The sequence below is a fragment of the Bacteroides sp. 519 genome, assembly GCF_010500955.1.
Taxonomy (GTDB): domain Bacteria; phylum Bacteroidota; class Bacteroidia; order Bacteroidales; family Bacteroidaceae; genus Bacteroides.
Genome location: NZ_QVMJ01000015.1, coordinates 6,844 through 21,537, shown reverse-complemented (window position 1 = coordinate 21,537; position 14,694 = coordinate 6,844). Strand labels below are relative to the sequence as shown.

The window sequence follows — 14,694 nt, the reverse complement described above, 5'->3', positions numbered from 1 at the left end:
GGGTTCCCATGCGAGTGAGTGATTTATCTACCCCCAGTCGCTTCGCTTCACTGGGGGTTATTCAAATTGAATCCCAAAGGGATTCCCTGAGATGTATGCAGCATCTTATACCGTACAACAAAAGCAAAGCAGTAAGAATCTATGCAGCACTATATTCTTACTACTTGCTCCTTAATTCTTACTACTAAATTAATTGCTTGCAAAGATATAAAATACTTATATTTGTGAACTCAATAAAAAAACATGTATCATGAAGATATTCCCAACTCATATCATAAAGAAATTAGATGAATATACCATTCAGGGCGAACCTATATCATCCATCGACCTGATGGAAAGAGCTGCACGCACATTTACAGAGGCTGTAATTGAAAAATGGCCGAAAGAAACCCCAGTTACTATATTTGCCGGTCCTGGTAATAATGGTGGAGATGCTTTGGCTATTGCCCGGATGTTATCGCACAAAGGATACCGGGTAAATGTGTTTCTATTTAACCCACATGGAACACTCTCGCCCGATTGTCAGATCAATAAAGACTTACTGACTAAAACAAATGTTGATTTTACCGAAGTAAGCACCCAGTTTGCACCACCTAAGTTAACCGAAAAGCATCTGGTTATTGATGGGTTGTTTGGATCGGGACTGAACAAACCATTAGCAGGTGGATTTGCTGCTGTGGTGAAATACATAAACTCTTGCAAATGTACAGTAGCATCTATCGACATCCCCTCGGGTTTAATGGGAGAAGATAATGATAACAATGATAAAACTGCCATTATCCGCGCCAATTACACATTCTGTTTCCAGCTTCCTAAACTAGCTTTTGTTCTTGCAGATAATGCCGAGTTTGTTGGTGAATGGCAATTGCTCGACATAAACATCAACAAAGGAATTATTAAAGAAACAGAAACCGATTTCGATATTATCGAAAAAGAAGAAATACAGCAATTGATAAAAGCCCGTGGTAAATTTACCCACAAAGGTGATTTTGGTCATGCTATGCTTATTGCTGGTTCGTATGGAATGGCTGGCGCTTCTGTATTGGCAGCCCGTAGCTGTTTAAAATCGGGAGTAGGGTTATTAACTGTGCATGCACCGGCCATTAACACCAACATTATTCAGTGCAGCGCCCCCGAAGCAATGGTCGATCCGGATTATCACGATCATATCTTTTCTTCGATGATTGATACCAGCGATTTTGATGCTGTTGGAATCGGCCCAGGTTTAGGCAAAGCAGAAGAAACGGGTATTGCCGTTCTTCAACAAATACGTTCCTGCGAAGGCTCTATGGTTATTGATGCCGATGCCCTTAACTTTTTAGCCAGCCATCGACAAACATTATTATCACATCTGCCCAAAAACTCCATACTAACTCCTCATCCGGGTGAATTAGAGAGACTGGTTGGTAAATGTAAAAGTTCGTACAGCCGTTTAATGAATGCACGCGAACTGGCTCATAATGCCAAGGTTTGCATTGTGCTTAAAGGTGCATACACTGCAATTATCACCCCAGACAGAAGGTGCTCGTTCAACCCTACCGGAAACTCGGGAATGGCAACTGCTGGTAGCGGAGATGTGTTGACTGGCATTATTCTCGCATTACTGGCACAAGGATATAAAGCAGAAGATGCAGCTAAGATAGGTACTTATGTTCACGGAATGGCAGGAGATATTGCAAAGGAAAAATATTCGGCCATTGCACTTACAGCCGGAGACATTATTGAATGTTTACCCGATGCATGGAAAATAGTTACTAGTGTTAAGACTTTCTAACTGAAATTGCAACATAAAAAATGAGAAAAGCATTATTTATATTCGGACTATTTATTGCTACTATAGCAACTGCACAAACCCAAGTAACCCCAGGGGTAACTATGGGCAAAGATTACGGAGTATTGTATACACTTCCTAAAACAGAAATTAATATTGAGGTAACAGCTACCCAGGTTGTTTATACTCCGGGACAATTCAGCCGTTATGCCGATCGCTATCTGCGGTTAACCAACGTATCTGCCAACCCGGAAGAGTACTGGGAGCTAAACGAAGTGAAAGCTGTTTCGGTAGGTGTTCCGGATAATAAAGAGTCGTACTTTATCAAGTTAAAGGATAAAACTGTTGCTCCGTTGGTTGAGCTAACCGAAGATGGATTAATAAAATCAATCAATGTACCCTATGTCAGCCAAAAGCCCGTTATGCCGGAAAACAGACCATCAGTTGCGCCAAAGAAAGTTAACCCAAAAGATTTTCTGACCGAAGAGATTCTTATGGCTAATTCTACAGCTAAAATGGCCGAACTGGTTGCTAAAGAAATATACAGTATTCGCGAAAGTAGAAATGCTTTGCTACGCGGCCAGGCCGATAACACCCCCAAAGATGGAGAACAATTACGCTTGATGCTGGAAAGCTTGGATCAACAGGAAAATGCCATGGTTGAGATGTTTTCGGGTGTAAGAACAAAAGAGAAAAAAACATTCAATATACGCTTCACCCCTACTCACGAGTTGCAGAACGAAATTGTTTTCCGTTTTTCTAAAAAGCTGGGCATATTAAATAAAGAAAACCTTGCCGGTAGTCCGATTTACATTAGTTTGTCCGACCTTAAAACAGTAGGATTACCACAGCAACAAACAGAAGACCCCAAAAAGAAAGATATTAAAGGAGTTGCTTATAATGTACCCGGAAAAGGGCTAGTAACGATTACCTTAGACAGAGAGAAGCTGTTTGAAGGAGATTTGCCTGTTACACAATTTGGTATAGTAGAATATCTGGCACCAACATTGTTTGATAAGAATTCTACTGTTCAGGTTATTTTTAATACAAATACAGGGGGGATAATCAAGGTTGAGAGGCAGTAAAGTTTGCAAAAATGCAAACTTATTTAAAAGAAACTTTTCCTCATGCGGATTATATTGGACGGAAGATATATTTAAAAAAAATCCATCTGAGCTTTGATACGTTTTAATTAATATGATGAAAGATTTAACTATCAACTGTATTTCAACGAGAGAACAGTATGATATTATAAGATCTCGTTTGAATGAACTGATTACTGAAGCTACAAAACAAAGAATGTTGGAGCCAGGAATGGACAATGAATATATACGTGAAATTGGTCGTCTGGCTAAAATGAGTGCTGATTATGAAGATAAATATATGAAAGACTACATATAAAAGCAGAGACTATTTTAAAATATTCATAAATCAACAGGTCAATCCGCTTTTACACGGTATTTAATAAACCCATCCTTTCGAAGCTGAGAAATGAATGCAGCTACGCGTGCTTTATAGTCTTCTTCTTCCGTAAAGTAGTTGGCTAATAGTTCTGTTATCTCTTGCACAGTGCGAACTCCATCAATCAGTTTCCAAGCTTCGGTTCCACGCTCTTCTAATCTTACGTGGATGTATGGAGACATACCTTTAGGCAAAAGATATTTATTAACCCATTTAGATTTAAACCGGAGGAAGGCGATTACTATTAAACCGTCTTCCTCTTTTGTTACAATATGTTCTGCTATGTAAGGTATTACATCCAGCAGATTATATTTTTGCTTCATTACTTCATATTAGGCTTTTCCAAACCGTAACCCTTGATTTTATCTTCATTCTTCAACATAAGTGCTACAAAAACAGCAAGAATACCAAAGCACATAAAGATAACCATTGGAAGGGTATAGTCGTATCCGGTTTTTCCATCTGCTAAATCTACAATGCAGTATGCATCGAGCACCGATCCTATTAAAAGAGGCACAAGACTTAACCCAATATTCTGCACCCAAAATATCAACGAATAAGCAGTACCTAATTTATTTTGTGGAATAATTTTAGGAACTGATGGCCACATAGCAGAAGGAACAAGTGAAAAAGCAATGCCTAATAGAATCATTAAAACAGTAGCAAACCACCAAACATTAAGGAAGGGGGCCGCAAACAATGCATGAATTACAACCAACATAGAAGCCCCAATAAGCATAATGGTAGCTCCTTTTCCTTTTTTATCGTATATTCCACCAAACAGAGGAGTTAATAAGATGGTTCCAAACGGAAGTATAGCAGGAATTGTACCTGCCAGATTTGCAGCTACATTATATTTATTAATCATTAATGATGTTGCATACTTCAGGAATGGGAAAACTGCCGAATAAAACAACACACACAGAAGAGCGATTAACCAAAATCCTTTATTGTTGATAATGGAAAGTATGTCTCGTACTTTAAATGGTTCTTCTTCCTCTTTAATATCCTCAATAGACTTGTCTAATTTACGATCCATTACACAGAATACCAGATAGGCAATCAGCCCAATGCACAAAGCACCTAAGCCTAACAAAATTGGAGCAGATAAACTATTAAAGTGTTTAGTTAAAGGTATAGCTGTAGACATAGCCAACGCTGTTCCTAAACGAGCAACAGCAACCTGAACGCCCATTGCCAAAGCCATTTCGTGACCTTTAAACCAGCGGGCAATTACCTTTGTTACAGTAATACCTGCCATTTCGATGCCTAATGCAAATATGGCAAAACCAGCACTTGCATAAAACACTTGTGTACGCATACCAAAAATCTCGCCTTCAAACCCTCTGGATACTGCGTAATATTTCAATCCACAACCAACAATCATCAGCACACAAGCACCAATACCTGTTTTTCGGGCACCTAGTTTATCAAGTATTATTCCACCAATAATAAGCATAAACAAGAACACATTCAGCCATCCATAAGCCATATTAAAGAGACCATACTCTGAGGCAGTCCAGTGGAATTCATCTTTCAGTAAATCCATTAATGGTGCCATTACATCGGTTATAAAATAACCACAAAACATTGTAAAGGCAACAACAATTAATACCGTCCAGCGGGCGGCTCTTGAATCATTTAATTTTCTAACAATTGCTTCTGTCATAATAAAAAGTAGTTTTGCGTATAAAGACAAGAAGCCGTAAATCCCGAATGGGGTTCACGGCTCCTTGGCTTATCAATTATAGTATCTTCTTAATCTCATTCCGCAGTTGGTTCAACCGGAGTTTCGGCTGGTGTTTCTGTAGAAGGTGTTTCTGTTGGTGCAGGAAAATCAGGTAAGTTCATTGGGTTTGTTTTTTCTTCCTGTTGTGCTTGTTCCATGATGATTCCGCCTCCGACATTTGCTTTAGGCAGCGTATATGAAGTTGCAATACAAAGTACAACGATAAAAGCAGCCAATCCCCATGTTGTTTTTTCTAAGAAGTCGGTAGTTTTGCGCACACCCATAATTTGATTTGATGATGCAAAGCTTGATGCCAATCCTCCACCTTTTGAGTTTTGAATCAATACAATGAAGCACATCAACAGGGCTGCAATGACGATTAAAATAATTAATAGTAAATACATTTCCTTTTATTTTGATTTAGCGTTAATAATCAATTTCTCCAAAAAACGAATTTGGTCTGCAAAGTAAGCGTTTTTTTTTGGATATTTCAAACTTAATTTTTTAATTATTTCGAGTGCTTTGGTATATCGTTGCTGTTTTATATAAATTTTAGCCAATGTTTCGGTAAAAAAGGTTTCATCTTCCTCTCCTTCCAAAGATGATGAGTTGCTGGTATCCTCTTCGTAATCTTCTTCTTGTAAAGGTTGTTTCTCCAACGGTTTTACCATTATCGATTCTGTTTCGGCCTTTGTTATAAAATTATCGATTAGGTTTTGCCCGCGTAATTGAGACGGTTTTTCAACTTCTTCAACTGTATCTTCTTCTTCAGGTTCCTGATCTTCGAGCAAAGAAGTATAATCAGATATATATTGAAAATTATCTACTGGTTTGTTTTCTTCCTCTTCGGCAGGTATGGTCGACAAAAATGCATCAATAAGAGCAAATGTTCTGTCTATAGCCGGTTCTTTTTCTACCTTGTTTAGTAGTGGATGTGTTTTATAAGAAAGGGGTACAATTTTATCTCCTTCGATCAAATAAAACAGCGTTCTTCTGTCGCCAATATACAAAACCGACTTCTGAAGTTCATCGCCAAACGAAATATCATTTAGTATATAAAGGTTTTTAAGAAAAAGCAAACGAAGAGATTGGCAATAGGGATAACGTGCCAATAGGGTACGTAATTCATACAATGTTTCCCTATTCAACAATTCCGGGTGAGCAATTAGTTGTGCTGGATTCAAATTCATCTTACCAATTGGCCACAGTTGCATTAAAAATCTGGTCGGTTATTTCTTTCACCATTTCATCAATTAATCCATCCTGTACGTCGGTTAACAACTGGGTTGAAGGATATGTACGGAAAGCAGAGAATTGCTGGTCGGTTATATCTTCCTCGTGATTGGTGTTATTGGTATATCGTACATTCACAGTAATTGTGAGTCGTGTTTGCGAAGAATATCCATCGGCAGACACGCCTTCGTTATATTGGTTGTAACCGGTAATTTCACCTTCAAGCTCCAAATCGGCATTATTAGACACTATTTTCAAGCGGGTTTGACGTATAAATATATCTTTCAGCCCATCATTAAAGGCTGTACCCAAAGGTGCATATACATAATCCGATTTGATTGGAAAGTCGGCAATAGATATTGTTTTAACTTTGTTGTAGTCTATTGCTCCCCCTGTAAAGCTGTAAGAAATGGTACAACTTACTACCAGTATTGCCGATAACAGTAAAACACCTGTGTATACTATTCTTTTTTTAATCCAATCCATATTCTTTTATTTTTCTGTAAAGTGTTCGTTCAGATATATTTAAGTCTTTTGCAGCATTTTTGCGTCGGCCATGATGTTTTTCCAGTGCCTTTTTAATCATTTCTTTTTCCAGTTCGTTCAGCGACAACGATTCTTCAACATACTCTTCGGTGTCCTGAATGTCATCATCTTCGGTCGATGATGGTTGAGGTTGTATATTTATAGTAGGTGCTACAATAGAGGGGGTTGAAGCCGGATAATACTGAGTAGGTACTTGTGCCGATCCCTGAATAACTTTATCGTTCATGATATCGTGCACCAGTTTCTTTAATTCGGTCACATCTTTCCGCATGTCGAATAGTACCTGATACAGAATTTCGCGTTCACTTTCAAAGCTTTTATTATTATTATTGCGTGTGCCCCACAGCGTTGGGAGCGTTTGCTCGTTTTGATTAGGTAAATAGTTCCGAATAATATCGGCAGTTATATCACGGTTGGTTTCTATAATTGATATCTGTTCGGTAATATTTTTTAATTGCCGAACATTACCCGGCCACGAATAAGAGATAAGCATTTGCTTTGCCTCTTCTGTTAGTTGGATGGCGGGCATTCGATATTTTTCGGCAAAGTCGGATGCAAACTTCCTGAATAAGAGATATACATCTTCTCCGCGCTCACGCAAGGGGGGTATCTGTACCGGAACGGTGTTCAATCTGTAATACAAATCTTCACGAAAACGTCCGTCACTTATAGCCTGACCGAGGTTTACGTTTGTTGCAGCAACAATACGCACATCGGTTTTCTCTACTTTGGACGAACCTACTTTCATAAATTCACCACTTTCGAGTACACGTAATAAACGGGCTTGTGTGGGCAAGGGCAACTCTCCTACTTCGTCCAAAAAAATAGTTCCGCCATTTGCTTCGCCAAAGTATCCTTTCCGCTCGCCAATGGCACCGGTAAAGGCTCCTTTTTCGTGACCGAAAAGCTCGGAATCAATTGTTCCCTCAGGAATAGCACCACAGTTCACTGCAATGTATTGCCCATGTTTACGACGACTATATTGATGAATGATTTGCGGAAAGCTTTCTTTACCTACTCCGCTTTCTCCGGTTATGAGAACAGAAAGGTCGGTGGGTGCCACCTGAATGGCTATATCAATGGCGCGGGTCAGAGTTTCGTTATTCCCAATAATCCCAAACCGCAGCTTTACTTGTTGTATTTCCGATTTTGTCATATCTCCTTATTAAAACATGACAAAATTACAAAAAGGTTTGGATAGGGCAAGAGAAATAACAGTAATTAAGGAGGTAAAGGAGGTAGAGTGAGGTAAAGGAGGTACCTCACTTCCTCATCAATTCTGCCAATGTTACGTTGAACACCAATAATATAAGTATGGTAACTAGGATGCCGTATACAACCAAGCGTTTTTGAAAAGCAGTATATGTTACAGCCGCTACCTGCGTTCTGTTTTCCTCGTTTATTTGATTTGCCAGAAAACGTTGCCGGCTCCATTTATAGAAAAGATAAACACAATATCCAATAATCAAACCCACAACAATTCCCGGAACAATATCCGATATAAAATGTACACCCAAATATATACGCGAGTAGGCTGTTATGCCAGCCCATAAATAGATAACCCACGAAAACAGTGTATTTTTAAACATGAAGACCATAAAAGTAGCAAAGCCAAAAGCATTTGCAGCATGGCTGGATATAAAACCGAATCTTCCACCTCTATAACCAAATACGGTTTCTACACAATCTTTAAATTCCGGATGATGAGTGGGTCGGTATCTTGTAAAAAGAGGTTTGCATATCCCTGATGCAAACTGATCGCACAGTGTAACTACCAAAGCTAGCGCTATTACTATAAATAAACACTCTCGCCATCCTTTTTTATATAGAAGAATGATAGCTATAAAAATTGCAACCGGAATCCAGATTGCTTTTCCGGAATATACATACATCACCCTGTCTAAAAATGCAGAGTCGCTTCCGTTTAACATCAAAAAAAGACTGCGCTCGTAGTCGAGTATATTTTCTAACATAGTATAAGTTACTTATTACAAAGCTATTGCATAAAACGCAATCTACAAAATATCTTATGGGTAAATCTTCGATTTTAACTAAAACGCAATTTGTTTAATGAGTGTTTTAATAAAAATATGTCAATTTTAATCCATTCGTAAATAATTACTGTTTCAACATGCTGCAAAACGCATTTTCAAAATGCTGCATTTCACACTTTCGAAATGCAGCATTTTGATTAAACGAAATGCTGCATTTCATCAATGCAAAATGCAGCATTTTGAAAATACACCATAAAATAGGCCCTACAGCGCGTATAACAAGGGGTAAGCTAAGCATTTTTCTGTTTTTGTTGCTGTAAAGTGGCTGTAAAACAACTAAACAGATAAGCTACTGTTGGAAAGTTTTTTTATTTCCCCCACATGAACTTACACAAGATTTCTTTAAAATACAACAGTTTTTAAGGTTCTTCATCTCTCACACAACGGATGGAGGCAGCACGGCGCTCGCGAGTAATTTGAGTCGTACCTATCTGAGTTCTATTAAAAATCAAAGACCAAGTGTGCATATACTCTTTCCCATCACTTGTCCTACTAACTTTTGCTTGAGAAGTGGTGAAGTAAAGTCCCTCCCTACCTGCATTGTATAAACCAGGATAAACAGAATTTTCCCCGGAAATGGCACGATCCGATATATAACCGGCAGCCGGAAAGAAGAGGGAATGTTCATTGTTCGGATTATAGAATAAAGTTCCAATATAAGCGACATTTTCTGTATCTACAGCTACTGCGCTGGCCGCTGCAAAGTCTTTACCGGGGGCATTTGTTAGTGTTCTACGATCGAAGAAACCATCTGCATAATATCCAAAAACAAAGGTATCGTCAGCAATAATGGTTACACCTAATCTGGGGGAACCAAAGAGAGATTGACGCATTTCAGAGCCTATTCTAGCTCCATTTTGGTTTAAAGCTGTTTCACTTCCATCTCTCATACGATGATACTTGGGTGGGCATATCTTTGGATTTCTATCCGTGCGCGAATCCCCCAAATTTGCTACATAATCAGACCAAAAACGGTCAGCGCCAGAATAATATCCGCTTCCCCAAATAGCATCATCCTTCTCACTACAAGGGTGGAATACATGTCTTACGAATTCGTCAGTTCCATCTTCTGAGTAATCTGCATAAATGTATTTTAATCCGAACATAGATAAAGAAAACAAACCGGCTTGTGATGGAAATTCTGTAAATCTGCCACCTTGCACACCAAGTTTTTTACGACCTTTTCTCTTATTTCCAGAAGTTTCTGTGTTATATCCTGTAGTAGTTAAGTTGTAAGGAGAAAAGCGTGCATAAGGTTTTTTGGCATCAGCTTCACTTGCTGACCCTTGCAGGTAATCGGGGGCTTCGCCTTGGCGAATCCACATATACTGCTGTCCCATGTAATTATTTCCTCTGCCTTTGATGGTGTAGGTGAATAATACTAAGCCGTAGCGGTTGTCATTCTCGCCTATAGTGCCGGTTGTTCCTATACGGAAATATACGTATCTTTCATCATCTGGTGTATCTTCAGTAGTACTACCACGCACAGAGGTGGTACTTGCAAGTACTTTGTATCCATCACTATTACCGGTTGTTCCGTTTTTGGGATTTGTTGCTTGGGGATCCAAAGAAAGTCCATATCCATTATCTCTCAACCGATCATCATCTCCGGCAGTAGAGCCATAAGGATGATCCGGTCCACGCTTTGTATCCATTCGTATCCAATCTTGCCCTTTGAGTACGGTTGCCTCCCAATCGCAATCATATTTTTTAGGTAAAGCCGTACGAATTAAACGTTCTTCACATTCATCATGTTTCCAAAAAGCCCCTACATACGTTTTTATTTTAGGAAGTTGAGTTACTTTTATTTTTATCGACATACGTCCTACGGAAATTGTAGCGTAGCCTTCTCGGGATTCGTTACTACCGGAATACGGACTTACGTAAATTCCCAACATTCCTTCAGGAATACCATTGGTAGTTTCCTTAAGCCAATCTGTTGGTTCTCTTGTCATAACTGGCTTCTCACCATAGTTCGTTTTATAAGTAATCAATTGTTTATAAGTGGATCCACCATTTGGTCCCATTAACAAATCCACTTTATCAACACTCAAATAGTAAGGACCATCTACTGCTATTTCCTCTTGCCCGGTGGCATTGGTTACGTAAAGAGTAAGATCCATGTTCATTGGGGCGCGAGCGTATGCCTCCTTAATTGAGCTATAGCCAACTCCTTTAATTTCTTTAATAACAACATTGTATTCATGATTACGTAACAATCCAAGCCATTTGCCACTGTTATCTATAAAATCTATCCGATAAAAAGTTTCAGTATCCCCTTTGTATTTTCCGCCAATTATTATACATGGATTTTTTTGCCATTTTTGATGGTCCGGATAGTCGGTTGTGTCGTGCCAGTTTTCCTCATCTTCTTTAGCAGGGAAGTCGGCCCAGTTGCCGGTTTCGAATGTGTAAATCTGGTGTTTACAGCTTCCACTTGCAATTTTGTCGGAATAATTTAAAAAATCGGTCTCATTATCACTCACCATTTGCAATAAATTAGTATTATCGCACCCGGTTACTTTCATTGCCTCTGCATCATACTGGCTTGGAATGACATGTCCACGTGTTGCATAGTTGGCAATATACATTTTGGTTATTTCAAAATCCTGCAATGCTTTCTCTTCAAATGTTACATTTACTTTGGCAAGCATTCGTATCATATTGAACTGGTTGGTCTTGCCATGGCCATAATCGGTAAGTTCGCCCCACATAGGGATATTGTATTTGTTGGCATCGGTAAATTGATCTATGAACCATCTTTTATCTGCGGTAAATGCTAATATATCTGCTAGTTCCGTTTTGGTTTTTAAACCTTTATAACTCTCAAGTGTTGCATCTACATTAGTAAGAACGGGATCAAGATTAGCCAATGCTACCAATGTTTTGTCCAAGTCGAATTTATTGGTTATTTTGTAACAATCGGTCAAACCGCTAATGGGAATAAAAAATCCATCAGTAGTATTAGCAGCAGTGCCTTGCTTCAGTTTTATCACTTTTTCCAATTTTCCGGTTGCGCCTTCAGCAAACACCAAAATATATACGGGCGCTTTTAGACCTTCGCGCCCTTCGAATCCGGCACGTGTTTCCACCACTGTCGATTTTGGCAGATTCAATATAAAAGTCATCTCATCGCCCGATGAGCTGTTTGTTAGACTATAATCTTCGTCGGTACAAGATGTGCACAAAGCCACTGCCAACAATAATACTGAGAAAACGGTTGCTATATTTATTTGTAATTTCTTCATATTTTTGAATGTGTGTCTACTCTTTGTCATCACTTTATTTTTCTTTAATACAACGAATGGGGGCACCGAATGATTGTGACATTGATTCTGTTTTTTGAGCTGTTTCTTCAGCTGTTTCAAATGTAAACATCACACCGGAGTCGGATGTCCAGTAGTATCCCTTTTCACGACTCTCTTTCACATAATCGTAGGTGGCAGAAGAATTTACATTGTCAAATCCATACCCCGCAGCTGGGAAATACCCCCCAGCATTTTCATTATACTCTCCATATATAAATGAATTAACCTGTCCTTTATCGGAGCCATCATCGAAGAACCCACCTACTTTGTTTTTCCAACCACCTAAAAGAACTGATTCATTACCTATCCAATCGGCTTCCGTAGGAACTTTATAGCCTGCGGGGCAGGGGTTGGTGGTTTTTTTAGTGTCACTCCAAAAGCCGGTGGTTTCTACCTTTTCCGCCCAATTCCAGAAAGCTGTCATTGGTTTTTTTACAGATTCGTCCAATACATCGGTTGTGCCATCAACCTGTTCGTATAGTATGGAGTTGCCATCAGTATCTTTTTCTTTAAAAAAGATGATTGGATTATGAACAGGTACACCAGTTTCAGTTTTAGGTACACCAGTTTGTGCAACCTCCCAAGATGCCAAACCCGGCAATGGATCTTTGCGCCCCCACTGATAAAAGAAGCCTACCGACGAAAGGTCGCCCGACTTTGTGATGTGAGCACCCAGGTTACGATCCATCCATTTATCATCGGTTGAGATATCATTGATATTCCAAATATGCCAACTCCAACGAATAACATCGGTTGATCCCTTTATGTATTTATCCTTTCCACCATTAGTCTCGTCATTGTCTTCGTACAGGATGATGCCTGCATTGCCTACTCCTTTGCCGGGAGTAACAACAATGTATCCATCTTCCCACGGTTCCTTTTTTACATATTCCACTTTATGCACCACAGCAGTGTTTTCATCGAACATACCGACTTTAATATTTTCACTCAGGTGGCGGTCTGTCCAATACACCTGTGCTTTCAACTTAGCAGTATTATCCATCCAGCCTTCGGGAACTACCTTCTCGTTAATCGCATTCTGTATCTGCGAAAGCGGAATAGCAAACGATGCAAAACTGTTATTATCTACCAGATAGCAGTTGGCGGGTTCTCCCTTTATAAGGGTGGGTTGTACTATTTCAACAATAATCGACATACGCGCATATACCGTATCTTCGACAACATGCTTTGCATAACCAGTAAACTTGGCATAGGCTGTGCGATTTGCACCAGTCAAGTTTGGCTCGACAGGGTATATACTTATTGTATCGCGGGTTCTAGGAATAGGTTCATAGTGATGGTATTTATTCTCTTTCTTATTCTTTAGTTCCGCTATATCTACCTCAAGCCATCGATCTTTTATTGTATCTGTACATGCTTTATTGTTGAAAAAATCATAATTCCACATATAGTCACTAAATAGTGAAATTTTTTTGCCGAAATCTTTCCCTGTATAATGGCCGTCTATTATCTCTTTTGTAGGCATAATATCCAGGTTGTAGGTTTTATCGAATATGAGATCGCTTGGTACTTGGGTCCAAGGCACTACGTAAAGTTTATATTCGAGTTTCGGCGGGAATGCTCTTCCTATCCTAATGGTATAGTGGTGGTTACGAATAATGGATCCGCACTCTTTACCGCCCGATTTTGGCTCCGCCGGTTTCTTAGAGTAATCTAATTCGGGAATATATACTTTATACTCGACCTCTACCCCTGTGTCCTGTCCATTTTTTCCTTTGTACAAGCCCTTAATTACCAAGTAGGTGCTATCTTCGTTTGTTACAGGTTCGGGACGTTCGAAGGCGTAGATTGATGCTTCTACTTTTTCTGCCATCTTTGGAGTTGCAGTAGTCAATGTGTAAGTAGTATCTTTAGCACTTAAACTAATGGTAGATGACTGCCAAGGGTAAGGAGCATTTAAATAATAAGGTATATCAGGAACACCTACAGTATAATCTTTAATATGAAGTGTATCATGTCCCAGATATCCAGAAGTTGCCCTGTTAGATAAGCGAACTTCTGTCATTTCAAAGTTGTGGTAATGATCTGCGCCTGCCGCGCCTAGATCATTTTCATTGATCACATCAATCTTGGCCACCATGCGGAATAATCTTACTGCATCTGGAATGCTTGAAATTAAATTATTGGTATTTATTACCACGCCCTTACTTACTCCAAACATAGGTATGCTGGTGGTTGGCATTTTGGCTTCCGGAATTATCAGCGTATTTAAGATATCGGTGTAGGTTTCTCCCACAAGCGAACTTAAAGTAGGCACTCCTGCTGTTGGATAGTTTATTAAAAAGGCAAAAAACATTACTTCATTATAGTCGTCGGTCAGAATAACTTTGTAAGTACTGCCCGAAACGTGATTTGCCGTAGCTGCAAACACACACAGCTCACCAGTTTTTTTAAAACCAAGTACATCAACTGTATTTAAATCATCTTCCTGAGTGTCAGTCATTCGTGTTTGTCCGCTTCCATCTACAATTTCCATTTCGAAAGTGATTTGCCGCTCTGTGATAGGGTCGGGCTTGTCGTCGTCTACACAAGAAGCCAGTATAAACAGGCAAATGCACAAGAAGCACCAAA

12 protein-coding genes are annotated in these 14,694 nt (G+C 39.3%); 3 read left to right on the top strand and 9 right to left on the bottom strand.

Annotated elements, in window-relative coordinates; translation table 11 throughout:
* Positions 1 to 250: 250 nt before the first annotated feature.
* The 3 genes from D0T85_RS13630 (at position 251) to D0T85_RS13620 (ending at position 3,172) form a co-directional block, all read left to right on the top strand.
* Positions 251 to 1,774 carry an NAD(P)H-hydrate dehydratase gene (locus D0T85_RS13630; RefSeq protein ID WP_163214075.1) on the top strand — a complete coding sequence of 508 codons (1,524 nt, stop codon included), beginning with the start codon at positions 251 to 253 and terminating at the stop codon, positions 1,772 to 1,774.
* Positions 1,775 to 1,794: 20 nt separating this feature from the next.
* Positions 1,795 to 2,856 carry a DUF4831 family protein gene (locus tag D0T85_RS13625; protein ID WP_163214074.1) on the top strand — a complete coding sequence of 354 codons (1,062 nt, stop codon included), beginning with the start codon at positions 1,795 to 1,797 and terminating at the stop codon, positions 2,854 to 2,856.
* Between the two features lie 112 nt (positions 2,857 to 2,968).
* Positions 2,969 to 3,172 (top strand): hypothetical protein, encoded by a 204-nt coding sequence (locus D0T85_RS13620; protein WP_163214073.1) that lies wholly within the window; start codon positions 2,969 to 2,971, stop codon positions 3,170 to 3,172.
* Between the two features lie 38 nt (positions 3,173 to 3,210).
* On the opposite strand, the gene D0T85_RS13615 is transcribed toward D0T85_RS13620, so the two are convergent.
* The 9 genes from D0T85_RS13615 to D0T85_RS13575 form a co-directional block, all read right to left on the bottom strand.
* The gene (locus D0T85_RS13615) at positions 3,211 to 3,555 is read right to left on the bottom strand and encodes a PqqD family protein (RefSeq protein WP_163214072.1); all 345 of its coding nucleotides are present in this window, start codon (positions 3,553 to 3,555) and stop codon (positions 3,211 to 3,213) included.
* Positions 3,555 to 4,901 carry an MFS transporter gene (locus D0T85_RS13610; RefSeq protein WP_163214071.1) on the bottom strand — a complete coding sequence of 449 codons (1,347 nt, stop codon included), beginning with the start codon at positions 4,899 to 4,901 and terminating at the stop codon, positions 3,555 to 3,557. The genes D0T85_RS13615 and D0T85_RS13610 overlap by 1 nt, the downstream gene beginning before the upstream one ends.
* A 95-nt stretch (positions 4,902 to 4,996) precedes the next feature.
* Positions 4,997 to 5,365: a preprotein translocase subunit SecG gene (secG, locus tag D0T85_RS13605; protein ID WP_163214070.1), complete on the bottom strand. Its 369-nt coding sequence runs from the start codon at positions 5,363 to 5,365 to the stop codon at positions 4,997 to 4,999.
* A gap of 6 nt (positions 5,366 to 5,371) precedes the next feature.
* Positions 5,372 to 6,151: a tetratricopeptide repeat protein gene (locus D0T85_RS13600; RefSeq protein ID WP_163214069.1), complete on the bottom strand. Its 780-nt coding sequence runs from the start codon at positions 6,149 to 6,151 to the stop codon at positions 5,372 to 5,374.
* Position 6,152: 1 nt separating this feature from the next.
* Positions 6,153 to 6,680: an LptE family protein gene (locus D0T85_RS13595; RefSeq protein WP_163214068.1), complete on the bottom strand. Its 528-nt coding sequence runs from the start codon at positions 6,678 to 6,680 to the stop codon at positions 6,153 to 6,155.
* Positions 6,667 to 7,896: a sigma-54-dependent Fis family transcriptional regulator gene (locus D0T85_RS13590; protein WP_163214067.1), complete on the bottom strand. Its 1,230-nt coding sequence runs from the start codon at positions 7,894 to 7,896 to the stop codon at positions 6,667 to 6,669. Before D0T85_RS13590 ends, D0T85_RS13595 begins: the two co-directional genes overlap by 14 nt.
* Positions 7,897 to 8,002: 106 nt before the next feature.
* Positions 8,003 to 8,713: a phosphatase PAP2 family protein gene (locus D0T85_RS13585; protein WP_163214066.1), complete on the bottom strand. Its 711-nt coding sequence runs from the start codon at positions 8,711 to 8,713 to the stop codon at positions 8,003 to 8,005.
* Between the two features lie 440 nt (positions 8,714 to 9,153).
* Positions 9,154 to 12,042, bottom strand: coding sequence for a hypothetical protein (locus D0T85_RS13580; protein WP_163214065.1), 2,889 nt, complete (start codon positions 12,040 to 12,042; stop codon positions 9,154 to 9,156).
* A 34-nt stretch (positions 12,043 to 12,076) separates the two neighbouring features.
* The coding region (locus D0T85_RS13575) for an FISUMP domain-containing protein (protein ID WP_163214064.1) at positions 12,077 to 14,694 on the bottom strand (2,618 nt) is incomplete at its 5' end.

Excerpts from the sequence above, each read along its gene's own strand:
- D0T85_RS13630 (WP_163214075.1), top strand. The coding sequence starts at position 251 with ATGAAGATATTCCCAACTCATATCATAAAGAAATTAGATGAATATACC.
- D0T85_RS13625 (WP_163214074.1), top strand. The coding sequence starts at position 1,795 with ATGAGAAAAGCATTATTTATATTCGGACTATTTATTGCTACTATAGCA.
- D0T85_RS13620 (WP_163214073.1), top strand. The coding sequence starts at position 2,969 with ATGATGAAAGATTTAACTATCAACTGTATTTCAACGAGAGAACAGTAT.
- D0T85_RS13615 (WP_163214072.1), bottom strand. The coding sequence starts at position 3,555 with ATGAAGCAAAAATATAATCTGCTGGATGTAATACCTTACATAGCAGAA.
- D0T85_RS13610 (WP_163214071.1), bottom strand. The coding sequence starts at position 4,901 with ATGACAGAAGCAATTGTTAGAAAATTAAATGATTCAAGAGCCGCCCGC.
- secG (WP_163214070.1), bottom strand. The coding sequence starts at position 5,365 with ATGTATTTACTATTAATTATTTTAATCGTCATTGCAGCCCTGTTGATG.
- D0T85_RS13600 (WP_163214069.1), bottom strand. The coding sequence starts at position 6,151 with ATGAATTTGAATCCAGCACAACTAATTGCTCACCCGGAATTGTTGAAT.
- D0T85_RS13595 (WP_163214068.1), bottom strand. The coding sequence starts at position 6,680 with ATGGATTGGATTAAAAAAAGAATAGTATACACAGGTGTTTTACTGTTA.
- D0T85_RS13590 (WP_163214067.1), bottom strand. The coding sequence starts at position 7,896 with ATGACAAAATCGGAAATACAACAAGTAAAGCTGCGGTTTGGGATTATT.
- D0T85_RS13585 (WP_163214066.1), bottom strand. The coding sequence starts at position 8,713 with ATGTTAGAAAATATACTCGACTACGAGCGCAGTCTTTTTTTGATGTTA.
- D0T85_RS13580 (WP_163214065.1), bottom strand. The coding sequence starts at position 12,042 with ATGAAGAAATTACAAATAAATATAGCAACCGTTTTCTCAGTATTATTG.